Origin of the sequence: Paenibacillus sp. FSL H7-0943, from assembly GCF_037963265.1 — a bacterium.
GTDB lineage: Bacteria > Bacillota > Bacilli > Paenibacillales > Paenibacillaceae > Paenibacillus_AQ > Paenibacillus_AQ odorifer.
The window spans coordinates 4306289-4328972 of record NZ_CP150148.1 but is presented as its reverse complement, the minus strand read 5'-3'; the positions used below and the strand labels follow the sequence as shown (position 1 = coordinate 4328972).

The following is a 22684-nucleotide window of genomic DNA, read 5'->3' as shown; positions in this document are numbered from 1 at the left end:
ACAAGGGGACATAGGTATGGCATTTATCGTTGGAATTGATGGGGGTGGCACGAAAACAGCTGTCACCATTACGCATGACCAGGAAGACTCTTTATTCACCTTTACTGTAGGGCCTATTAATTATAACGGTGGTGATGCTGACTCTATTGCCGCCTCCTTTGAGGAAATTTTTAGTCAAACGAAGCTCTACTGCGGTAATTTACAAGAAGTTGCTCATATATGTATAGGTGCGGCAGGAATAAGTAATCCGCTGGTCATCAATTTTTTGGAGCAGCATGTGAGAAATAACGGTTATATCGGGCCATTAACGATTACAGGCGATCAAGAAACCGCATTATACGGGGCACAAAATGCGATGCAAGGCATCATTCTCATTGCCGGTACAGGATCGATTTGCTTCGGGGTGAATGAAAAAGGAGAGCAGCATCGCACAGGAGGCTTTGGTCATTTGATTGATGACGAGGGAAGCGGTTATAGCATTGGGCGCGATCTATTATCCGCATTAGTTCAAGTGGAGGACGGAAGAATAACCGATACGGTCATCCCAGCGATGGTATATGAGCGGCTTGGCTTAAGTACTGTGAAAGAGATTATTGGCTTTGTTTATGATAAAAATACGACGAAAAAAGATATTGCGCAGCTCGCACCGATTATGACGACCGCATGCGAGAAGGGCGATGCACATGCACTAGAGTTAGCGGAGAAATGTGCAGCCAATCTATATGAGCTTGTTGTGCCTGTTATTGAACGGCTTAAGCTATATGAAAGTCCGATTGCGATTGCAGGAAGTGTGCTGCAAAAGTCTCGCTTTGTGAAAGAAGCCTTGGAGCGAAAGCTCGCACAGAGCTACCCGCAAACAAAGCTGATTTTGCCGATTAAGGATGCAGCCTACGGTGCTGTCCTGTTAGGAAGATCAAAAATGAACAACGACTAGTTTTTATCGCTATGGAAAAATAAGGGTGTGTCATAAGTCCGAGCAGTTGGACTTGCGACACACCCTTATTTTAAAATGGTAGGAATCAAAAATGGCTTAAAATTTATCGGTCAAATAAAACACGGCTTGTTGTTTCGGAAATAGAGCTTGAAGGATGTTAGCGTCCTCAGTGCTGTCCTTTGCTGCGCCTGCTTCATTATAGCCGAACATGATATAAGTCATTAGCTCGCGTTCATCTACTTCTATTGAAGTATAGGGATTGGTATGATTACTAGCATCGGAAACAGAAAGCTGCTTTTGCTTATAATCCAAGTAGATACAGTCCTCATTGCTGCGAAGTGCAATATGCAGCTCCTGGCCTGCAATTATGTTGCTACGGTTTAGGCGATCTTCTAATTCAGGCTGAAGCTTATGGAAAGTTGAACTGAGATTGATCATTTTCCACATCGCCATATTGATTTGAATTGAATTTGCTTGATGCTGTAGGTAATAGGAATATAGCTTATGATCCTCTGGGAGCATCGCTAATATTTGCTTTGCATTTTGGCGCAGCTGACATAAGGCATGAAACAAAGCTTCAACGCCGTTTTCGGCTTCGTTCAAATACAATAATTCATTAATGAATACTTGTTCAGTATCTTTCTTTTCAATGATGCCATAAGCGACGATTTTCCCATTTCTGCGAAGGAGCAAGCAGTCAACTTTCTTCCATTCCGGCCAGGTCAATAAATCATTCCAATACGTTTTACTTCGGATCACGGTGTAGGTACGATTCTTATTAAATTGTTCATAGATGAAACGGATATCATCGAGATAACAGGCTTCAAAAGGAATGATTTCATCACTGCTTTGCTGCTGCTCCAAACTTGCTGGTTTTTCAATTGCGAAAGCAGTCTCGGGAATAAGTCTCCAGCCAGCTTTTTCATAAAACGCATGCTTACTAGCCAAAAGCAAGCTTATATCATAATCGGTTTCTTTCATATAGTTGGTCTGCGCATGAAGAATTTTGTGTGCAAGCCCCAGCCCGCGGTAATTTAGATCTGTACCGACACTCCCCATTGCACCCGTTTTCAAGATCGCTTGACCGACTCTAATATGAAACGGAAAAATTTGTACATTAGATGCAATCTTATCGTCAACCATCGCAAACCATGTTGTATCTGGATCATATGTGGTGTCTAGGTCTAATCTTTCTTGGAAAAAGGCTCGACCTACGGAAAAGCATTCATCTAAAATATCGTAAATATTTTCAAGCTGCTCTCTAGTTGGATGGTTCATTACGATGATGTTTGGTGTCGTCGTCATCTTCATTTCCTCCTGCGCCGTAATGTTGGGATAAATTTAATAAATGAAAAAAACGATTTTTTGGAATTTAATTTCTTATTTATAGTTTAATATTGAAAGAAAAATTCGTCAATAAAAGGAACGTGTGGAATCATAGAAGTGATACAAAATTTAGATTGCTCAATATAGTCAAATGAGTATTAGGAAAATAGCGACTTCGGCTGAGCAATTACAAGCACAAAGCGCACAAATGAAGGCGCAGCTTAAAAAGAAGAATGATAAACCGTTAAAGAACTTTTTGCGAAAAATCGGAAATATTTTCATACTGATGATTCTTGCATTTGTTGGAGCGGGTATAATTGCGAGGAAGTATGATTTCGCAAATTGAGCTAGACTTAAATGAATTGCCAGAATCAGAGAAAAATTAGCGGAGTACATTCTTGTAAATGCTAAAGAAGTGCTGCATATGACCATACATGAGTTAATGGAACAAACCTGAGCAAGTACTATATTAAGCATGGATGGACTTATTTATACTCTGACGCAGTGATCCGCACCATTGCAGATACGAGGCGAGTCCTTTACCTACACAGAATTTCAAACAGATGTACTTGCCATAATTCAGTTTTCAGATGAGTAGCTCTGCGTAGCAAAAAAAACTGGATAAATTGTTAATTTCACCCCTACAGTCACTAAAATCGATTATAATAAAATTTATGTTCAAGTCGATCACCTATCCTAAGTTAATAGGATCATCATACGCAAAAAGTCATAGCGCTGAATCGCCTATGCTATACGGGTTATAGAGTTTTTAAATACACACTTATGTATAAGAGGAGGCGAATGATATGACGATAATGCCTGTTATAGTAATGATCTTTGTATTTGTACCTGCCATTGTACTCATGGTAAGCATGCCTTATTTAACAAGAGAGACGATTAGTTTTGGGGTCACCGTCAGCCCTGTACAATTCCATAGTGAGCCTCTGCGCCAGATGCGGAAGTCATATGCTAGGATTAGTGCTACCGTGCATACCATCCTATTCATGGTTTGTATCCTCTGTCTAATATACGGTGATGAACATTCCAAGCAACAAAGTTGGATCATTGTCACTTATTCACTCGCCATGGTCGGAATCTCCCTAGTCATAAACATTAGCTATCATTTCAAAATGAAAAGTTTACTACCTATGCTGCCTATTGCTCTGGAACCATCGATCATGGCAGTGGACACTGGATTTCGGAAAAGAAACATTGGCTTGTCTAATAATTGGTTCCTCATTCATGTTTTAATTACTGTTGTTAGTATTGTAACTGTGCTGCGCAACTACGATCTGATTCCTGATCAGATTCCGATCCATTACAACAGCAGTTGGAACGTAGACCGCTATGCAGCTAAATCTTTTAGTTCTGTGTTTATGCCTACGATCATGCAAGTGTTCATAACACTTTTGTTCATATTTGAGAATTGGAGTATTCGCAGAGTAAAGCAGCAGGTTCAACCCAATGATCCTAACCGTTCCATCAGACAAGACGCAGCTTACCGCCGTACTTGGTCATATTTTATGCTTACAGCAAGCTTCTTAATAGTTATCCTGTTTTCCGTCGTGCAACTAAACATGATATCTCTGCTTAACATGAGTTTCGCTATCCCTATAATCCTAATCATAATAGCCCTTGTCATCCTATACGCCTTGGCCTTAACGTTCTGGGCTGGTCAGGGCGAAAGCCGCTTGGAGCGATCTGCCGATAGCTCCAATGTCAGACCTGTCCATGACGATGATAAATGGCGATTAGGTATGATTTATTTCAATCGCAAAGATCCAAACCTAATCGTCAAGAAAAGGCTCGGAGTCGGCTGGGGATTAAATTTCGGTCACCCAGTAAGCTGGCTGTTTTGGCTCGGAATTATTGTACTGTTAGTTGTGGTGCGGTAACAAGGCTTGGAGGTTAATACTCACCGGAGTATAGGCGAAGTTAGAGTTTCGAAACAGAATATGTACCGAAAAAAACGCCTAAAGGGCGTTTTTTATTATCTTTAAGGATCTCAGTAATATCTTTTTTGAATTAAATCGCATCTTAAAGAGTATTTCTCGTATTAATATCTCTTTGTTACAATCAGATTGTTATCTAAAGGAGGGTATAAAATGAACTATCGCAAATTAGGAACTAGTGGCTTACATCTAAGTGAGATTGCTTATGGTAATTGGATTACACATGGTGCTCAAGTGGACAATGATACTGCCCATGCTTGTGTTCGCGCTGCATTGGATGTAGGGATCACAACATTTGATACTGCAGATGTATATTCCGATACGAAAGCTGAGATGGTGCTGGGCCAAGCATTAAAAGGAGTGCACAGAGCTGATATCGAATTGTGTACCAAGGTGTGCCATCCCACAGGGACGGGACGTAACGCAAGAGGTCTGTCCCGCAAGCATATTATGGAGGCGTGCCATGCTTCACTGAACAGATTACAGACCGATTACATTGATATCTATTATGCGCATCGCTTTGACGCAACAGTATCCCTTGAAGAGACCTTCTTGGCTTTTTCGGATCTGGTACGTCAAGGTAAGGTTCTCTATGTCGGGATAAGTGAGTGGACGGCGGATCAGATAGCAGAAGGTGCTGCTTTGGCGAGAGAATTAAAGGTGCCATTAGTGGCTAGTCAACCTCAATATTCGATGTTATGGCGCGTGATGGAGACGGAGGTAGTTCAAGCTTGTGAGCGGGAAGGGATTGGACAGGTGGTCTGGTCGCCGCTTGCTCAAGGGATTCTTTCAGGCAAATATATGCCAGGTCAACCATTGCCAGAGGGTTCTCGTGCTTCAACAGCTGCGGGCTCACCATTTATGAATAAATTGGCGGGTCAGTGGCTTCGGACTGAGGTGCTTGAGGCGGTCTCGAATCTCTCTTCCATCGCCAGTGAAGTTGGGTTGACGCTTCCGCAGTTGGCTATAGCATGGGTGTTGCAAAATCCACAAGTCTCATCTGCAATTATTGGGGCATCCAAACCTGAGCAGGTTATAGAAAATGCCAAAGCTGCGGGAGTTCGTCTGGATAGGGAAGTGATGTTGGAAATCGATAGGGTGCTAGAAGGACTCGTTGAACGTGATCCTAGAAAAACGGGCTGAATATTATATCATTCACCATTAATAACTTCTGAACTCATTTGTCCTATGATCTCTAGTAACGCGGATAAGGAGGCACGATCGCAATCGGTTCTCCAAGCGGCATAAAGGGGAATCGATGGTGTGCTTTCTTCAAAGGGACGAAATGTGACACCTTCACGCTGAAAAATAGCAACTGATGAGGGCACAATGGAAACTCCAAGATTAGCAGCTACCAAGTTTACAATGGTGTACATCTGAATGGCTTCCTGTACAACATTCGGATACATGTCGTGTTGGGCGCAGAAGCTCATAATGAGGTCATGAAAAGGAGCTCCTAAATGACGTGGGAACGATATAAATGGCTCTAAAGCTAAAGAGCGAATGGATAACACCGGTAAATGAGCTAGGTGATGCTGCTCTGGCAAAACGGCAATAAGCGATTCATTGACTAAGGGACGATGCTCGATATGTTTGCCCGACTCTGTATAACGTACAAATCCAATGTGAATCGTTCCTTCATGTAAAGCCTGCCACTGCTGAGCAGACGTCATCTCATGTAATGTGAGTTGGACTTGTGGATAACGTTCCCGAAACATTTTTAACATATCAACCAATACTCCACCAGCTGCAGAATCTATAAATCCAATGTTCAAATGTCCGATAATTCCTTGATCGACTAATTGTGTTGTTTTAATAGAGCGTTCCAGTTGAGATAAAATGGATTTAGCCTCCTCTAGAAATACCGCCCCCGCTGACGTGAGACGAACTTGTCTTTTATTCCGTTCTAATAGTTTCACACCAATCTCATTCTCCAGAGCTTGAATTTGCTGGCTTAAGGGAGGCTGCGTCATATTTAGCTTCTCTGCTGCACGGTTAAAATGCAGTTCCTCTGCTACTGCGATAAAGTATTGTAATTTTTTTATGTCCATACTTTTCATTCTCCCTTGAAATGCTTCTCCAAGCAAGTATAAGGATCTTTGAACGAAAATGAAAGGAATGACATGTCGTCTCCTCACTTAAACTCTACCTCCCATCTTACTTTTAGACAAAAAAACATTTTTGCAGTCAAAGACATGATGTGTAAAAACGCATACATTTAAATAGAAAGTTTGAGGATCATGGGAGGTAATGAGGATGAAAAATAGAAAGATAATGTTTATGAGCCCACACCATGTGGAAACGGTTGAAGAGGAGCTTGTACTTAAGGCTTTAGGTGACCATGAGGTACTCGTAAAATTGATTTATTCGCTGATTAGTCCGGGAACGGAGATGGCAATGTTATCTGGCAAAGAGGATTGGGCAAAGCTCCCGCTGTGTCCAGGTTATGCAAGCGTCAGTCGTATCGTAGAATGTGGTAAAGGTGTTCAGGAATTTCAAGCGGGCGATGTGGTTTTTCATTACGGAACTCATTGCGAATATCAAGTGGTTGAAGCTAGGGATGTTTTCATTCGAGTGCCGGATGCGCTAGACTTGAAATGGGTACCGTTTACCCGGATGGCTACGGTAGCTTTTACATCGATACGTGTGTCGGATATCGAACTTGGAGACAAAGTGAGTGTGACAGGTCTTGGATTGGTAGGCAATCTTGCAGCTCAATTGGCGCGTTTGCAGGGGGCTACGGTAATTGGTATGGATTTGTCCAAAGAACGGCTGCGGACCGCGCGTCAATGCGGTGTGGATTACACACTGGACAGTGGCGAAGGATTGGTAAAAGAGCAGATTATGACGTTAACTAAGGGCAAGGGTGTTTCCAGTCATATTGAGGCAACCGGTGTTTCCAAAGTTGGGGTTGATAGTCTTCAATACATCGGCTCACAGGGAGAAATCATCTTTTTGGGTAGCCCGCGTGGAGAATACAATACAGATATTACGGATGTGCTTAATTACTGTCATCTGTATAACCGGGGATGCATTACATTTAAAGGTGCTCACGAATGGCGTTATCCAACAGAGCCTAATTCGTTTGTGAAACATTCCTTGGTGCGTAATTCTGGCATTGTCTTCGAGCTTATGCAACAACAGAAGCTGCACATCGAACCTTTGATTAGCCATGTCATCAAGCCGGAGCAAGCTAGCGAAGCCTATGAGGGATTAAGAACCAACAAAGATCAGTATAATGGCGTACTGTTTGATTGGTCATAAAGGGGGAGAACGACGATGATAAGAGGATTAACAACAGCGGGTTTGGGAGAAATTGCTTCTAATGAAGAATATATCAGACTTGCGAGCCAATTCGGGTTTCAGGCCATAGACGTCAATCCATTAGAGTTGGTACAGCAGTATGGCAAGGATGGGGCCATCCAATTACTGGAAAGTCATGGCATCATGCTAGGATCATTTGGTTTAGAGGTAGATTGGCGCACGACAGAGGAAAGCTTTAGGGAAAGTCTGAAATCGCTTACGCTGATGGCTGAGGCCGCTGCTGCATTAAATTGCACCACATGCTGTACCTATATTTTGCCTTCGACAGATCTTCCGGTCGCATCGTTCATGATTGCAGCCACTAGACGTTTAAGACTATGTGCAGAAATATTAGGCGCCTATGGTATTTCGTTAGCCTTAGAGTTCGTTGGTCCTCATCACTTACGTACACAATGGGCAAATCCGCTAATCTGGACGATGCAAGATACGTTGGACTGGATGGATACAATTCAAGTGAGAAATATCGGTTTATTACTGGATTCCTATCATTGGCATACGAATGGATTAACGAGTGAGGACCTGCTGAAATTACAACCGCATCAAATTGCGTATGTCCATATTAATGATGCTAAACCTCTGCCGATAGAGGAATTGCTAGATTCCGATCGATTGTATCCAGGGGAAGGATCCATTGATCTTACCGGATTCTTGGGAAGCTTGAAAAAGATCGGATACAAGGGCGTTATCGCTCAAGAAGTGCTAGCGCCAGCTTCATCACAAAGTTCATCTGAACTATTTTCTCGTTCCAAAGCAGGCTTCGATAAAGTATTCTCATCACTGGAAATCTAACCCCATCGAATCCAACATTGGAAGGAGCGTTAAGGATGAGTCTGTTCAAGGGTAGAATCGCTGCACACACCATCACTTGGGGGCAAGCGCATTTCAAAGCGTTGGAGGAAGTCTCCAGACTGGGTTTCACGGGGATTGAGCCGTGGGCGTCTTTTGCACTTCAATATGAAGAAAGTCCAGAACAATTACAAGAGCTCATGGCTGGGTACGGGCTGGAGATGACTGCGTTGTATGGAGGTACGGCTGGGGGACAGCAGCAAAAATTCGGCAATGCCGCGAACACTTCGAGTATCATTGACTACAATGTGCGACTTGCTAAAATCATAGCGAAGTGTGGAGCAGACATCCTTGTCCTAGGGCCAGGTGGCACTCGGGATCAACCCTCATCGCTGGAAGAATTGAAGGTTGCCGCAGCCACGATGAATGAAGTGGCGAAAAGAACCTATGCCTTAGGGGTAAAGACATGTGTTCATCCGCATTTGTGGACGGAATTGCAAGACGAGAAAGAAATTGAGATTGTGATGAGCCTGACAGATCCGCGGGTGGTATATCTTGCCCCGGATTCAGCACATCTGCTCGGAGCGGGGATGGACCCGGCATCTATCATCCGAACGTATCAGGACAGGGTAGCTTATGTTCATTTGAAGGACCTGACAGATAGGTCTGCCGCTACACTTGATACACAGCTTCCTCATTTTTGTGAGTTAGGCAAAGGATCTGTTGATCTACACGCAACTATTGAAGCGCTGAATGAAATTGATTATTCCGGTTGGATGACACTCGAAGTGGACGAATCGCTAAATAGCCCGTACAATACCATGGAAATCTGCCGAGATTATGTAGAAGATCACTTAAAGATTCCGGTTAGGATATAAAATAAGATCAATAAAATGTCAGAAGAAGGAGAAGATTCGAGGTGAATGAGTCGTGGATGAACAGCATTTCCCCTTATGTTCGAGTAGCCAAAGTCATGGAATCCTCCTTACTAGCAGGTGAATGGTTGGATCAAGATCACGTGTATACCTATATAGATCAGGGAGAGGCGGAGTTTTTCTTGAATGGGGTGAAGTTCCTGGTTCGAGAAGGGGATGTGCTGCTCATGCATCCATGCTTGCCCCATATAATTAGGTCCACCTCGGCTTTACCCTTAGTGCAGTATATCTTTCATTTTGATTTGTATGATAACGAGGATAAAAGCTCATCGGATCAAGCGGATGGACTTAGGCCCGGGATCCAGGATATCATGCCAAGTGAAATGCAGCTTGCTGATATTTATCCGCTATCTCATCTGCAGCTCCCAGATCGAATCGAATTGAAGAGAAAATTCATGCAACTGCAAAAAGAGATGCTAGATCCAACGTACGGTGGGGTATTAATCAACAAGTCTATCTGTTTGGAATTGTTGTTTTTGTTCTTTAGGAATCAGAATCTGTCCAAAGGAACGGAAGGGAAGAGAACCAAAGGATGGCCTTTAATTGAAGGCGCCATTCATCACATGCACCAGTGTTATCAAGATCCGCAGTTAAGTAATGAATCTATCAGTAGTCATGTTGGGGTGACTGCCAATCATTTGTCGTATGTGTTCAAGACTCAGCTTGGGGTGACCATTCATAATTATTTGAAGCATGTTCGTATCGAGCAGGCTAAATTGAGAATCATTCAGGGAAAGCAAAATCTAACGGAGATTGCCGAAGATGTGGGGTTTTCTAGTATTCATCTGTTCAGTCGGACGTTCAAAACAAATGTGGGAGTAATGCCTAGTAAGTTTGCCGCGATGCGATCTGCTTTAATCAATAAATCGCAATAAAGGAATCGACCATCTGCTCTTTGGGATGGTTGATTTTTTTCCTCTGAACATAGGATTACATACGTCTATAGGCCTCTTAATATAGTATAATCATACTGTATTGCTCAAAGTTGGAGATAGGGATATAGCACTATTAAATACTATTGACGAATGAGGAGTCTATGAGAACTTCGGAGAATAAAATTAAGTTAAGTCATATGTTGTACGTAGTAGTATTCATCTGCCTGCTGATTGCAATACGCTGGAGCTGGTACAATCATTTTACTCTGTCCAATCCTCCTGTAGTGGAGCAAGGTGTGCTCGATTTGCGGGGAGTAGACCTTGAATCACTAAGCTCCTTTCCATTGGATGGAGAATGGGAGTTTTATCCTGAACAATGGGTGAACGCTGCCAATATGGATAGTGTTTTAAAAGGCCAGATGCTTCAGGTGCCGGGTAACTGGAATTCTGTATTCAATTCTGCTGAGCAAAAGAAAGCGTATGGATATGGAACTTATCATTTGCGGATTCTGCTAGATCGCCCCTTGTCTGAGCCACTTAGCTTTTGGTTCCAATCCATCTATACTTCTTCTGAAGTGGAGATTAATGGAACAATTCTCTCACGGTTTGGAGTGTTATCTGACGAGAAGGAAGAGCATGTTTATGTGACGAAAGCATTCTTAATCAGTTATACACCTACAGATCAGAAGCATCTGGATCTGTTTGTTCGGACGTCAAATTATGAGTCTCCACTAAAAGGAGGCATAATTCGGTCCGTGGAGTTTGGCATTCAACATGAGGTAGACACTATATACTGGAATTCCATTGGCTTGCAGCTAGTCGTAGGAGTCATGCTTCTTCTACATGGGTTGTATTTATTGATTATCTATCTGATGGATGTACGAAAAACAGAGCTGATTATTTTTTTTCTAATGATGGTCGCTGCGGCTGTATCCATTGGGGTTGAACATAATGGACTGATGTTCCGGTTTCTTCATGTTGATTTTGCCTGGATGCTGAGGTTAAAGGTTCTTTCGTATATAGGGTTTTGTTTATTCCTTTTATTGATGGGAAGAGAACTATTGGGGAATCGACGGAAAGGCAAGGCGTTTTATAGTTACATCCTGTCAGTTCTCATTTTTACTTTATTTATTATTGTAGGTCCTGAAGAGGCAGTGTTATATATCATCGGAAAAGGGTATTACATGATCCTGTATTACGTTCCAGTGTGTTGGACGGTATATTATTTTTGGAAGATGGTAGCCTTACGAGCTGAAGGTGCTCTATTTTTATTGTTTTCAGTGTTAGCAGTACTAAATAATATGTTGTGGGGGGCTGTCTACTATGCCGGTAGCTCACAATTTATGTTTTATCCCGTAGATTTAATTGCTGCCCTTGCCGCATTTTCCGCCTATTGGTTTAGGAGATATTTTCATCAATCCCATCAAAATGTGTTACTGAACGCTCAATTGGCGGAATCCAATAAATTAAAGGACCGTTTTCTAGCCAATACGTCACATGAGCTGCGCACTCCACTGCATGGGATTATGAATATTGCCCAAAGTGTGTTAACAAGAAAAAAACATGTGCTGGATGAAGAGAGCCAGCGTGACATGGAATTGCTAATTATGGTCAGTCGCCGGATGTCGCTTATGCTGAATGACTTGCTTGATGTTGTGCGATTGCAGGATAAGCGGATTGTGATGAATATAAAGGCGTTGCAAGTGAGGTCATTGGCTGAAGGTGTACTGGATATGTTACGTTTCTTAACCGGTGGGACGAAGGTGGAGCTTCGAATGTCTATAGATGAGAATCTGCCTCGTGTTTATGCTGATGAGGAGCGATTGGTGCAGATTCTGATTAATTTAGTTCATAACGCACTAAAGTACACCGAACAGGGAAGTGTTGAACTGGCCGCAGAACAAGTGGGTGGGGATGTATGGATACATGTTACGGATACAGGAGTAGGTATGGATGAAGCTTTGAAAAAGCGTGTTTTTATGCGCTATGAACAAGGGGCTTACGGTCAAGGCGGCATTGGGCTGGGGCTTAGCATCTGTAAGGAGTTGGTCGAACTGCATGGCAGTGAATTATTGCTGCAATCGCAGCCGGGTCAGGGAAGTAAGTTCAGCTTCAAATTACCTGTAGCTAAAGGGAGCCTGCAGTCATCTATTTCAGATTTTCATACAGAAAAAGATTCGGATCCATTGTCACCATTCAGCACGTGGATAACTGCGGAGAAATCAGCTATGGTGGCTGCCGCCTATAACACAAAGGAAGTAGAGGCACTCTCGAAGCTCGATACAGACGCTGACATCATACATGTGCTAGCGGTTGATGATGATTCGGTCAATTTAAAAGTTCTGCAAAATATTTTATCAGATGGAGCTTATCGGATTGATACAACGACTTCAGCCCGTGAGGCACTGGATATGTTGCATCATGAGCAGTTCGATTTGGTTATCGCTGATGTGATGATGCCGGGCATGTCTGGATATGAATTGACAAGATTGATACGCGAGCGGTTCACGATGTATGAACTGCCTATTATTCTATTGACCGCTCGCAGTGAGCAGGAGGATGTCTATGCAGGTTTCTTGGCTGGCGCTAATGACTATGTAACCAAGCCAGTAGATGCCATGGAATTGAAGTATCGTGCTTCGTCGCTCACTTCTATGAAGCAAGCAGTCAATGATCGTTTGAGAATGGAGGCTGCTTATTTACAAGCGCAGATCCATCCACATTTTCTCTTTAATACATTAAATTCGATTATGTCCTTGAGTGATTTTGACACTGTCAAAATGAAAGATCTTTCAGATGCATTCACTACTTATCTGCGGATCAGCTTTGACTTCTTAAATGCAGGCAAACTTGTTTCGCTGTCGCAAGAGCTGGAGCTGGTCGAGAATTATGTATATATCCAGCAGCAGCGTTTTGAGGAGAGGCTGCAGGTTGAATGGGAGGTAGACGCGAATCTACAGCTTCTAATTCCTCCGCTGACCATTCAGCCACTGGTCGAGAACGCCGTCCGGCATGGGATCTTAAGTCGGGCAAAAGGTGGAACCTTGCGTATTCACATCGAGACACATGCGGAGGCTGTTCATTTTATCATTGCTGATACGGGGATTGGAATGGATGAAGCTCAAGTCAGTAAGTTATTGCAACCAAAAAGTCTTAAGGATCAAGGAATTGGGCTCCTTAATACAGATCGGAGATTAACACAATTATATGGACAAGGCTTGAAGATTCAAAGTATTCCTGGGGTGGGAACTACGGTATCTTTCATTATTCCTGATTAGGAGGGTTATAAAACCATCCTTTTCTGTCCAGCTGTAATTGAGTGGATGTGATTTGGATGATCAATTCTTCCACGGCGGATAAGGTTGCAACTATACAGACAATGGTTGTCCAAATGGTGGGGTTACTATGGGAAAGCCATATAGGAGTTACAAATAAGAGAAGCCCGGTGAGTTTATTGCCGTAGGTATGGATACTTGCGTAAGTTTTGAATCTGCGGAGGGCAATCCCTGTCGATGTTATGCGGATGGCCGCGATCAAGAAGATCCATAGGATGAATTCGAGGGTAAGACCCAGATACGGATACAAAGTAAATAAGCAGATACCGATTAGTATCGTGTCGGCAGCAGAATCCAGCTTTGCTCCGAGATTACTTGTTGTGCCTGATTTTCGGGCAATTGGACCATCTATCAGATCGGTGACTCCGCAAAGGATATAAATTGCAAGAAAGGCCGAACTTAGCGGCTCGAAGAATAACAGCATTATTGCCAAAATAATTCTGCCAAGTGTAATACAGTTAGGTATAACTTTCAACTTCAATCCCACCTTTGTTCATGACCTCATTTAATTCTATTGTACCAGAGGAAGAGTATATGCTATTTGGAAAAGGATTATAAGATAGTATTGAAGAAGTAGTGAAGTAGAAGTATAGATTAGGATTCTAGCGGTAAATTAGGAGGGATTTTATGAAGCAGAATACAAACTTAAAGGTACATACATTAGCTGATATCGAACATCTGAAAATTCACGGCAGAACAACAGGGTCACTTTCTCCACTAACGTTATTTTGGACAGGCAGTGCGGTCGAATTAAATGTTAAAAGCTCTGAGCTATGGCTTGAAGTAGAAGCAGATTATGATGTTTATGAACCCTGGATTAGCATCCTGATCAATTCCGTTCCTGTTAGCAGACAAATGTTAGTAGCAGGCAGGTATTGGATTTGTGTATTTAGAGGCATGAATGATCGTGTTGTCAACAATATTCGTATTGTAAAAGATGTGCAGGCAATGAGTGGAGATCCTGGCTGCTCTTTGCAGATACATGCGGTGAAGATGGATGGAAAATTCCTGCCGGTTGCGGACAAACCCCACAAGATAGAGTTCATAGGTGACAGCATCACATCCGGAGAAGGAAGTATAGGTGCCAAGGCTGAAGAAGATTGGATTCCAATGTGGTTTAGCGCCATCAACAACTATACCAGAATGACAGCAGATGCTTTAAATGCAGAATATAGAGTTATTTCTCAAAGTGGCTGGGGAGTCCTTACTAGCTGGGATAATAATCCGCACGGTAATATCCCTGATTGTTATGAGCAGGTTTGTGGTCTTCTAACTGGAGCAAAAAACGAAGCTTTAGGAGCTTTTCAAGAACATTCTTTTGAAACCTGGCAGCCAGATGTTGTGGTAGTTAATCTAGGAACAAATGATGGGGGCGCCTTTCAATCGCCAGAATGGAAAGATGAGGTAACAGGGGAGAGCCATAAACAACGCTTAAATGAAGACGGGACCTATCATGAGGATGATATACAAGCTTTTGTCGATGCCGCTGAGAAATTTCTGATGAAGCTTAGAAAAAATAATCAACATGCACATCTCGTATGGGCATATGGGATGCTTGGTATCCCGATGATGCCAGCGATCTACCGGGCGGTCGATGTTTATAGCAAGAAAACAGGGGACAAGCAGGTTTCTGTATTGCAGCTTCCAAATATGACGGATGAGACCATAGGGGCAAGAAGTCATCCGGGAGCATTAGCTCATGAACAAGCGGCAAAAGAGTTGACGGGGTATTTGAAAGGGATTCTAGCGAGCGAAAGTTAATGAGGAATTCATAAAAAAACAAGCCTGAGCGAAAGGATCACGCTCTGGCTTGTTTTTATTTACTTTAGTCTATTTGGTAGATACAGACTTGAACCATTCGTTAACTTCTTTGGTGATTTGATCACCACCATTTGCTTTCCAGTTGGAAACAAAGGAGTCAAAGGCATCTACAGGTAGCTTACCGTAAATGATTTTGTTGAAGGTTTCCATTTCGGATTGACGAAGCAGATTCCATTTGGATACCATCGTTGGTGTCGCAGCGCCAGTGAAATAGTTCTGTCTACGAATGTCTATTTGTGACATAACAACTTTTGCAGCGGCCCAGTTTTCCGGTTTACGGAACTCAGCCATTTGTTTTTCATAAGGAGTTACAGGGGTTTCACCATCAGCAAGTTTAACCAATGTCTTCATGAACAGATCAGGAATACGAGCCGGTCCAGTTAAGAAAGGAAACTCATTGGAGAAGTCTTTAATCTTCTCTTTATCACTAGTAGGCTTTCCATCAATCATGTCCCAATCGTAGCCTTTAGCAAAGCCGTATTCAAATTCACTACCAGCTGCTGGATTAGCTAGGTTATCAAGCAAGTAGTTGTAGTATAAGAAAATTGCTTCAGGGTGCTTAGCATCTTTGTTAATCATGATACTAGCGTTTACCCCAGAGTTCTGCCATTTGGTACCGATGAGTCCGTCTGGACCTGCTGGAACCGGATAAGCTTTGATCTTCGCTCCAGGTACATTTTTCATAAGATCGGGAGCCGGCCAGTCTGGAACCCAGTTTGCCCCTGGTAGAATACCTGCGGCGCCTTTTGTCCAGCTTTCAGCAGATTTACCTTCATCCCAAAGTGCAGAGTCTGTGTGAATATAACCTTTGTCCATCCACTCACTAAGCTTAGCAAGGGCTTGTTTAGCACCAGGGTTAATGGAACCGTATTCTAGATTGCCGTCGGCATCTTTATTCCATTGTTCCTCAATCGTACCGTAAGCACCGAATAACCAGTCGAGTTGGCCCATCCAGGTGTTTGTATTATTTTTCAAAGAAATCGCAAGTGGGAAAACATCTTTAGGTGCTAGACCGTCAGGGTTTTCGTTCTTAAATTTGTCCATGATATTCTCAAGATCGGCGATTGTTTTTGGAGCCTGAAGGTTCAGCTTTTCCATCCAATCTTCACGTAACCAGAGAAGAGTATCGTCATTATCGGTATATTCAAGGATCGGCATATTGTATTTCTTACCGTCTTTTGTGAATGGATACCAAAGTTCTGGGTGTGCTGCAGCATGATCTTTTAGAATTTTATTAGCATATTTGTCGAACAACTCATCGATAGCAATGAACTGACCGGAATCAATCAGTTGATTGGTCAATACTGCATTGGTTGGTACAGAAACGAAGTCAGGCAGCTTTTCGCCAGAAGCAATGGCAAGCTGAAGCTTTTGTCTGTATTGATCGTCATTGGCAGGATACCAAGTATCTTTATGCTTCATGCCCAGTGTTTCCAGCATCCAGCGATCGTGAACATTGTTTTCTTTGGTATCACCTTGAACATATTTCTTCGGCATCAATACCGAACTGAACTCGATGGGTGGATCGTATTTACCTTTTTCAAAAGCAGCATCTGCTTCAGATAAACTAGTCTCAGACGATGTGGTATTGTTTTGTTTGGCGTTTTCATTATTTCCGCCGCCACTGCCACAGGCTGTGAGTGTGATAAGTGCTGTGACCGTTAACAACGACCACATTTTTTTGAACTTGATCATTCTTTAATTCCCCCTACTGTGTATGATCTTTACAAGTGTAACTTTAACAACTAGTCGGGGATGGCATCTATATGAGATTTTTAGTTTCGATAGGACTCTATCATGCTATTTATTATTGTCTCGATATTCCTGCGGCGTTACTCCGAACTGTCGTTTGAACACTTTTATAAAATAAGCAGGGTCCATATAGCCGATCTCCATGCTGATTTCATAGACTTTTTTAGAGGTAGTCTTCAGCTTATGGCAGGCGCGATCCATGCGCAGGCGCGAGATATAATCGCTTATTCCTTCACCCGTTTCAATCTTATAAATTTTTGATAAATGAGTCGGATGGAGGTTTACATGGTCAGCCAGAACCCGTAATGAAACATCTAAATGCAGGTTTTTGTCTGTGAAATCTTGAATCTTTTTCACATATTCAGACCTGATGTCTTTAATTTCGTTAGACGTTCCCTCTTTCAATTTGCTCAGAATGCTCAGGGACCATTTTCTAAGTTTACCGATGGTCGAGAACGCTTCACCGCTTTGCAACCAACCGAGATCGTCTCCCGCTAAGTTAGCTAGAGTATGCCCATTTCGGTGTGCGAGATTCGTGAAGGATGCAGTGATTAAAAAACCGGCCTCCATGCAATGCTCCCACGATTCAGACCATTTCTCATCCAGCTCCGTGCAGACAGCGAGTAGTTTCTCTTGCGCAGCATCCCAATGCCCACTTTCAAGCAGGTGTATTAGTGTCGGCGGGGTGTAAAGGGCATCCAAAGGTCCTTGGGTAGTGGAAGGTTCAAATTCGCTGACCCGCATTACGAATTCGCGCTCGTCTCCCACGATCTGCCGGAAATAAGCTGTAGCCTGACGGAAACGGCTCGACACCTTCTCGGGAAACTGGAACCACTCGGTGATTACTATGGACAGGGAACCTTTCAGAAATTGCTTAACCTTATACTGAAGCTGTAAAGAAAGCTTTTCTAGGATGGTTTCTTTGCCGATGTCGGATCCTTTCTCTTTAAGCTGAAGCAGAAACACAAGATATCCATGTTCCTCTTTAACGCCCCAGACCTGCATGAATTCACCCATAATCTCTTCAGCCATATTGATGATGGCATATTCAATTAAGGTTTGATCATTATTGTTATAATGGCTAAATTCTTCTTCCATGCGTACAAGCATCAAAGCGCAATCGCCAGAATGGAAGGGCAAATCATAAGTTACGAGCTTCCGTTCCCATTCGCCAGCTTGAAATTGATGACCTTGCAAGGCATCAAGGAGCAGTTGACCACGTAAAAGCGGCAGATTCTCACGAAGGGTAAACTGGGTTCTTTTAAGCGAACTGATAAGTTCCCATTCTGTGTTCAATTGCTCGATGGCAGTTTTGACTGCACCGATAATTTCATCATCGGTAGGTGGCTTAAGTAAGTAATCGACGGCATTATGCTGAAGTGCTTTTTTGGCGTAATCGAACTCCGAATGGCCTGATAAAATAATACATTTGATCTTTTTATCACGTTTTCTTATCCGCTCTATTAATTCAATTCCCGTCATTTCGGGCATTTGGATATCCGAGATCACAATATCAATAGGGTTGGTATCGATAATTTGTAGCGCTTCACGTGCTGAATACGCTTTATGCACCTGTTCAATGCCTAGCGTATGCCAGGGTTTAGTCATGGCAAGATTATCTACCCAGTGTGCTTCATCGTCTACTATAATCATTTGCATGTTGTTATTCTCCTTGATGATTCTTAAATTTAGAATATTCATCCTCCGTAGGGATTTCCCAGATAATCTCTGTTCGGAAACCTCCAAGAGGGGATGGTTTAAAGGTTAGACAGGATTGATTGCCGAACAGGTGCATGATCCGCTGATTCGTATTCCAGAGCCCGCAGCCCATTTCTTCCTGCAATGGCTCCTGCATTTTACGATTCAAAGCTTCCAGCTGCTCCGGATTCAAGCCAGGTCCGTCGTCATCAATGTAGATCTTGCAGAAGCCGTTCGAAATCTCACCACTAATGCTGATCTCACCCGATGAATACGATTTGGCCACTCCGTGAATGACTGAATTCTCCACAATAGGTTGTAGCATTAGACGTGGCACAGACTGGCTTAACATGTTCTCAGGGATTTCGATATGATAATCAATTCTGGCATTGCGCAGCTTTTGAATATCCAAATAGTTGACGAGCAGCTTGATTTCTTCATCCAGTGACGCGGTTTCCCGTTCCATTCGGGTAGTATAACGGTAGTAAGCACTTAAATTATAAGCCATGGAGACGACAGCGTCCTCATCCTTCATTTGGGCCATATTGATAATATAACCAAGGCAGTTATAGAGAAAATGCGGATTGATTTGCGCCTGCAGTTGCTTAAGTGTAGCTTCGCGGGCACGGATTTTCTCATTGAACACATTCTCTATCAGGTCTTGAATTTGATGGGACATATCATTAAAGCGATGGAATAGAAACGAAAACTCGTTCCGGCCCTCGTTATGAAGACGTACAGAATAATCTCCACGCTGCACGCGCCGTAAGCCTTTAATTAGCTTTTTGATAGGATATTGAACATTTCTGTATAGTAATATGGAAGCGGAAATTCCCATAACAAACAGCAAAATCATCGAGATATAGAACAAATCCTGACTGAGCGAAATGGGTTTTAGGATTTGATATAGAGGGACAACATCTATTAAATTCCAATCCAAATAGGAGGACTTCACAGAGCTGACCAAGTAGTTCTTGCCATTGAGTTTGACTACATCCTGGGTAGTATTCTCAGGTGAGTGTTTATCCAGGTAACGAATGAGTTCTTCAGATAGCTGCTTGTCCGCACTGCGATTCAGAATTGGCGAGTTCCCTTTATGATAGAGAAAAGGATCACCTTGTCCACCTTCCTTGTACGTATCCAGCATGTTCTGAATATTCTCATAACTGAAGCTGGCCTCAATCACCAAGTTGCTTCCCGTCAACATCCCCGGCTGAGCTAAGGAATCTGTATAGAACCAGTAGAAGGATTTTAACTCGTCTTTAGATTCCAAGCTGTGATCGCCATACGTCCATTTTCCACTCATATTTCTTTTTAAGTAATCCTCATCATACCCAAATGCTCGATTGTAGTTGGAGATGACATCTTTATTTTGCTGTGAATGTACGGCATATCTGGCAGGCCAAATATCTGCAACCCCGGATTGAAGCACCATCTTTTCCTGAATGACATACCGGGTCTGCATCTGATCATATCGATCCGCCCAAATGTTTAATCCGTTGAAGGCTCTGACATTGGGATCTCTAGAAAGGATAAGGGTGAAGTCCATCATCTGATTAATACGCGAATCAATTTGACTGGACAGAAAAGTGAGCTGCTTCGTATTGGACACCTGCAGCTCTTTGCTTACAACATCGTATGTGACGTTATTTGAAAAGGTATACATGATAATAATGGGGATGAACAAGAGTATGATCAGGCAGTTTATTTTGGCAAACAAACTAAACCGGGATTGTGTTAATTCTCTCAGGGATGTAAAGCGCTTCCAAATATTCATAAATGTACCCTCCAGATGATGTCCTAATAAAACCATATCAAGCCTAACAATGTTATATAGTCAAACCTGAGAAACGCCTGATACTATTTATAGCAGAGATCCCCATCACACACAAAATATTTTTTTTGGGAACAGGAGAGAGCTATGGAGGCTAATTCAATACAGCAGGTAGGCCTGGAAAATAAACCAAGTATAAAAAGAAAAAGAAAAAAAGGCTATAAACAACCATGGGTGCTCCACTTCATGGTATTACCGGCGGCAATTATGGTTTTTATTTTTTCTTATATCCCCATGTCAGGAATACTCATGGCATTTCAGGATTATAAGCCTGCATTAGGATTTTTTGATTCCGAATGGGTCGGACTTAAGCATTTTAGGTACATGTGGGAGAACGATTACTTCCTGCAAATTACCTGGAACACACTGTTTTTTGCTTGCTCCAAAATTGTTTTGAACCTGATTATTCCTTTTATATTCGCCTTGTTGCTTAATGAGGTAAGGAATATGGGCCTTAAAAGATCTATTCAAACACTCGTCTATCTACCGCATTTCTTGTCATGGGTTACCCTTTCAGGAATTCTGATCGATATCCTAGCACAAACAGGGATCGTGAATCAGTTTATTTCGTCCGTTTTCGGCATAAAACCGATCTTTTTTCTAGGGGACGGCAACTGGTTCCGATTTACCATCATAGCCAGTGATGTTTGGAAAGAATTTGGTTTCAACACGATCATTTTCCTAGCTGCGCTATCCGGCATTAATCCATCACTTTATGAAGCTGCTGAAGTGGATGGGGCAGGTCGCTGGAAGCAAACGATGTATATTACCATACCAGCACTTATTCCAATTGCTATTGTAATTGCGACCTTGGCACTGGGCAATGTATTGAACGCCAACTTTGACCAGGTATTTAACCTATATAGTCCTTTGATCTATCAACAAGGGGATATCATTGATACCTTTGTATATAGAGAAGGTCTTCTCAGCGGACAATTCAGCTTTGCGACCGCAGTTAATCTTTTTAAATCAGCAATTAGTTTAATTCTAATCGTTATTTCATACCGACTTGCCTATAGATTTGCAGGGTACAGAATTTTCTAGAAAGGATGACAACAAATGTACCATAAAACCCTTCCATATCGAATATTTAGCATATTCAATAATGTGCTCCTAACTATCCTTTCGGTGCTCTGCTTGCTGCCATTGTATCACTTACTCATGGTATCTCTTAGTGCGTCCGCCCCAGCCAATGCTGGGTTGGTCACCTTTTGGCCAATTGGCTTCACTTTGGAGGCCTATGCAAAAACTTTTAACAATACTAATTTTCTTACATCCCTGTGGGTGTCGGTAGAGCGGACAATACTAGGAACAGCACTTGCACTGGTAGTAAATACGGTTGCAGCCTATGCTCTTTCTAAGGAAACTAGAGTTTTCCGGGCGCGTAATATCTATCTTTGGTATTTTGTCGTAACCATGTTGTTCAGTGGGGGTCTGATTCCGGGATATATCCTGATTCTAAAGCTCGGGCTGATGAATTCTTTGATGGCACTTATCTTACCTGGATTGGTAGCCGTATTTAACATCATTTTGCTGCTGAACTTCTTCCGTGGTGTACCTAAGGACCTTGAGGAAGCAGCCTTTATTGATGGAGCAGGACATTTTAAGACCTTTTTGAAAATATATTTACCAGTCTCCTTACCAGTCATTGCAACAGTTTCCCTATTCATGATGGTGGGCCATTGGAACTCTTACTTTGACGGTATAATCTATATCAGAGATTCGGATAAGCTGCCACTGGCGACGTTTATGCAGACCATTATCGTTCAGGCAGATATGTCCAAGCTTGATCCGTCAGCTGTAGCTAACTTGTCTCAACGGACCATACGGGCTTCACAGATTTTCATAAGTGCGCTACCAATATTGTTGGTTTATCCATTCCTGCAACGTTATTTTGTGACAGGGATTGTAGTCGGAGCAGTAAAAGAATAGTCAAAAAAGAGGGAGTTACTGGACTAGTCCATGTAGCTCCCTTTTTTTTGTAGGTATGGCATGCAAATAAGCATTCCCAGATGAATTGCGCCTTCTAAAATACGGTGCTATACTTTTGGCATGAAATATGCTCGGAGGTGGTACAGTGCTAATGTTGAAATGCCCATTAGCTAGAAGTTC

The 22684-nt window shown here is 42.5% G+C and carries 17 protein-coding genes; 11 read left to right on the top strand and 6 right to left on the bottom strand.

Features of this window, described 5'->3' with window-relative positions; genetic code table 11:
• Positions 1-16 precede the first annotated feature (16 nt).
• Positions 17-934, top strand: a complete 918-nt coding sequence (locus NSQ55_RS18940) for a BadF/BadG/BcrA/BcrD ATPase family protein (protein ID WP_339168514.1) — start codon at positions 17-19, stop codon at positions 932-934.
• Positions 935-1030: 96 nt separating this feature from the next.
• Here the strand turns inward: NSQ55_RS18940 and NSQ55_RS18935 are convergent, their stop codons facing one another.
• Positions 1031-2239 carry a GNAT family N-acetyltransferase gene (locus NSQ55_RS18935; RefSeq protein WP_339168513.1) on the bottom strand — a complete coding sequence of 403 codons (1209 nt, stop codon included), beginning with the start codon at positions 2237-2239 and terminating at the stop codon, positions 1031-1033.
• Between the two features lie 827 nt (positions 2240-3066).
• Between NSQ55_RS18935 and NSQ55_RS18930 the strand changes: the two genes are divergently transcribed.
• Entirely contained in the window at positions 3067-4155 is a 1089-nt protein-coding gene (locus NSQ55_RS18930) for a DUF1648 domain-containing protein (protein ID WP_339168511.1), read from the top strand.
• A 210-nt stretch (positions 4156-4365) separates the two neighbouring features.
• Complete coding sequence (locus NSQ55_RS18925; RefSeq protein ID WP_339168509.1) at positions 4366-5355, top strand: aldo/keto reductase family protein; 990 nt, start codon at positions 4366-4368, stop codon at positions 5353-5355.
• Between the two features lie 8 nt (positions 5356-5363).
• On the opposite strand, the gene NSQ55_RS18920 is transcribed toward NSQ55_RS18925, so the two are convergent.
• Entirely contained in the window at positions 5364-6263 is a 900-nt protein-coding gene (locus NSQ55_RS18920; RefSeq protein ID WP_076182797.1) for a LysR family transcriptional regulator, read from the bottom strand.
• Positions 6264-6468: 205 nt separating this feature from the next.
• On the opposite strand from NSQ55_RS18920, the gene NSQ55_RS18915 reads away from it, so the two are divergent.
• The 5 genes from NSQ55_RS18915 (at position 6469) to NSQ55_RS18895 (ending at position 13410) form a co-directional block, all read left to right on the top strand.
• Complete coding sequence (locus NSQ55_RS18915) at positions 6469-7476, top strand: zinc-binding alcohol dehydrogenase (protein WP_076127168.1); 1008 nt, start codon at positions 6469-6471, stop codon at positions 7474-7476.
• 15 nt (positions 7477-7491) lie between these two features.
• Entirely contained in the window at positions 7492-8325 is an 834-nt protein-coding gene (locus NSQ55_RS18910; protein ID WP_076307696.1) for a sugar phosphate isomerase/epimerase family protein, read from the top strand.
• Positions 8326-8360: 35 nt separating this feature from the next.
• Entirely contained in the window at positions 8361-9200 is an 840-nt protein-coding gene (locus NSQ55_RS18905) for a sugar phosphate isomerase/epimerase (protein ID WP_076304571.1), read from the top strand.
• 41 nt (positions 9201-9241) lie between these two features.
• Complete coding sequence (locus NSQ55_RS18900; protein ID WP_339168504.1) at positions 9242-10132, top strand: AraC family transcriptional regulator; 891 nt, start codon at positions 9242-9244, stop codon at positions 10130-10132.
• A 161-nt stretch (positions 10133-10293) separates the two neighbouring features.
• On the top strand, positions 10294-13410 hold the full coding sequence (locus NSQ55_RS18895; protein WP_339168502.1) for an ATP-binding protein: 3117 nt from the start codon (positions 10294-10296) through the stop codon (positions 13408-13410).
• On the opposite strand, the gene NSQ55_RS18890 is transcribed toward NSQ55_RS18895, so the two are convergent.
• The gene (locus NSQ55_RS18890; RefSeq protein WP_339168500.1) at positions 13397-13942 is read right to left on the bottom strand and encodes a CDP-alcohol phosphatidyltransferase family protein; all 546 of its coding nucleotides are present in this window, start codon (positions 13940-13942) and stop codon (positions 13397-13399) included. The two genes, NSQ55_RS18895 and NSQ55_RS18890, sit on opposite strands and share 14 nt — an antisense overlap.
• 152 nt (positions 13943-14094) lie before the next feature.
• Between NSQ55_RS18890 and NSQ55_RS18885 the strand changes: the two genes are divergently transcribed.
• On the top strand, positions 14095-15228 hold the full coding sequence (locus NSQ55_RS18885; protein WP_076182776.1) for an SGNH/GDSL hydrolase family protein: 1134 nt from the start codon (positions 14095-14097) through the stop codon (positions 15226-15228).
• A 69-nt stretch (positions 15229-15297) separates the two neighbouring features.
• Here the strand turns inward: NSQ55_RS18885 and NSQ55_RS18880 are convergent, their stop codons facing one another.
• The 3 genes from NSQ55_RS18880 to NSQ55_RS18870 form a co-directional block, all read right to left on the bottom strand.
• Positions 15298-16983, bottom strand: a complete 1686-nt coding sequence (locus NSQ55_RS18880) for an ABC transporter substrate-binding protein (protein WP_076127158.1) — start codon at positions 16981-16983, stop codon at positions 15298-15300.
• 105 nt (positions 16984-17088) lie between these two features.
• Complete coding sequence (locus tag NSQ55_RS18875) at positions 17089-18699, bottom strand: response regulator (protein ID WP_339168497.1); 1611 nt, start codon at positions 18697-18699, stop codon at positions 17089-17091.
• A gap of 4 nt (positions 18700-18703) precedes the next feature.
• Entirely contained in the window at positions 18704-20515 is a 1812-nt protein-coding gene (locus tag NSQ55_RS18870; RefSeq protein WP_036688684.1) for a sensor histidine kinase, read from the bottom strand.
• Between the two features lie 144 nt (positions 20516-20659).
• Here NSQ55_RS18870 and NSQ55_RS18865 point away from each other — a divergent pair, with 144 nt between their 5' ends.
• Both NSQ55_RS18865 and NSQ55_RS18860 read left to right on the top strand, forming a co-directional pair.
• Entirely contained in the window at positions 20660-21616 is a 957-nt protein-coding gene (locus tag NSQ55_RS18865) for an ABC transporter permease subunit (RefSeq protein ID WP_036688682.1), read from the top strand.
• A gap of 15 nt (positions 21617-21631) precedes the next feature.
• A complete protein-coding gene (locus NSQ55_RS18860) occupies positions 21632-22504 on the top strand; it encodes a carbohydrate ABC transporter permease (protein WP_036688680.1) in 873 nt (290 codons plus the stop codon).
• Positions 22505-22684: the final 180 nt, after the last annotated feature.

Bases quoted from the DNA above. Each gene is read 5' to 3' on its own strand.
- NSQ55_RS18940 (WP_339168514.1), top strand. From the start codon at position 17: ATGGCATTTATCGTTGGAATTGATGGGGGTGGCACGAAAACAGCTGTC.
- NSQ55_RS18935 (WP_339168513.1), bottom strand. From the start codon at position 2,239: ATGACGACGACACCAAACATCATCGTAATGAACCATCCAACTAGAGAG.
- NSQ55_RS18930 (WP_339168511.1), top strand. From the start codon at position 3,067: ATGACGATAATGCCTGTTATAGTAATGATCTTTGTATTTGTACCTGCC.
- NSQ55_RS18925 (WP_339168509.1), top strand. From the start codon at position 4,366: ATGAACTATCGCAAATTAGGAACTAGTGGCTTACATCTAAGTGAGATT.
- NSQ55_RS18920 (WP_076182797.1), bottom strand. From the start codon at position 6,263: ATGGACATAAAAAAATTACAATACTTTATCGCAGTAGCAGAGGAACTG.
- NSQ55_RS18915 (WP_076127168.1), top strand. From the start codon at position 6,469: ATGAAAAATAGAAAGATAATGTTTATGAGCCCACACCATGTGGAAACG.
- NSQ55_RS18910 (WP_076307696.1), top strand. From the start codon at position 7,492: ATGATAAGAGGATTAACAACAGCGGGTTTGGGAGAAATTGCTTCTAAT.
- NSQ55_RS18905 (WP_076304571.1), top strand. From the start codon at position 8,361: ATGAGTCTGTTCAAGGGTAGAATCGCTGCACACACCATCACTTGGGGG.
- NSQ55_RS18895 (WP_339168502.1), top strand. From the start codon at position 10,294: ATGAGAACTTCGGAGAATAAAATTAAGTTAAGTCATATGTTGTACGTA.
- NSQ55_RS18885 (WP_076182776.1), top strand. From the start codon at position 14,095: ATGAAGCAGAATACAAACTTAAAGGTACATACATTAGCTGATATCGAA.
- NSQ55_RS18880 (WP_076127158.1), bottom strand. From the start codon at position 16,983: ATGATCAAGTTCAAAAAAATGTGGTCGTTGTTAACGGTCACAGCACTT.
- NSQ55_RS18875 (WP_339168497.1), bottom strand. From the start codon at position 18,699: ATGCAAATGATTATAGTAGACGATGAAGCACACTGGGTAGATAATCTT.
- NSQ55_RS18870 (WP_036688684.1), bottom strand. From the start codon at position 20,515: ATGAATATTTGGAAGCGCTTTACATCCCTGAGAGAATTAACACAATCC.
- NSQ55_RS18865 (WP_036688682.1), top strand. From the start codon at position 20,660: ATGGAGGCTAATTCAATACAGCAGGTAGGCCTGGAAAATAAACCAAGT.
- NSQ55_RS18860 (WP_036688680.1), top strand. From the start codon at position 21,632: ATGTACCATAAAACCCTTCCATATCGAATATTTAGCATATTCAATAAT.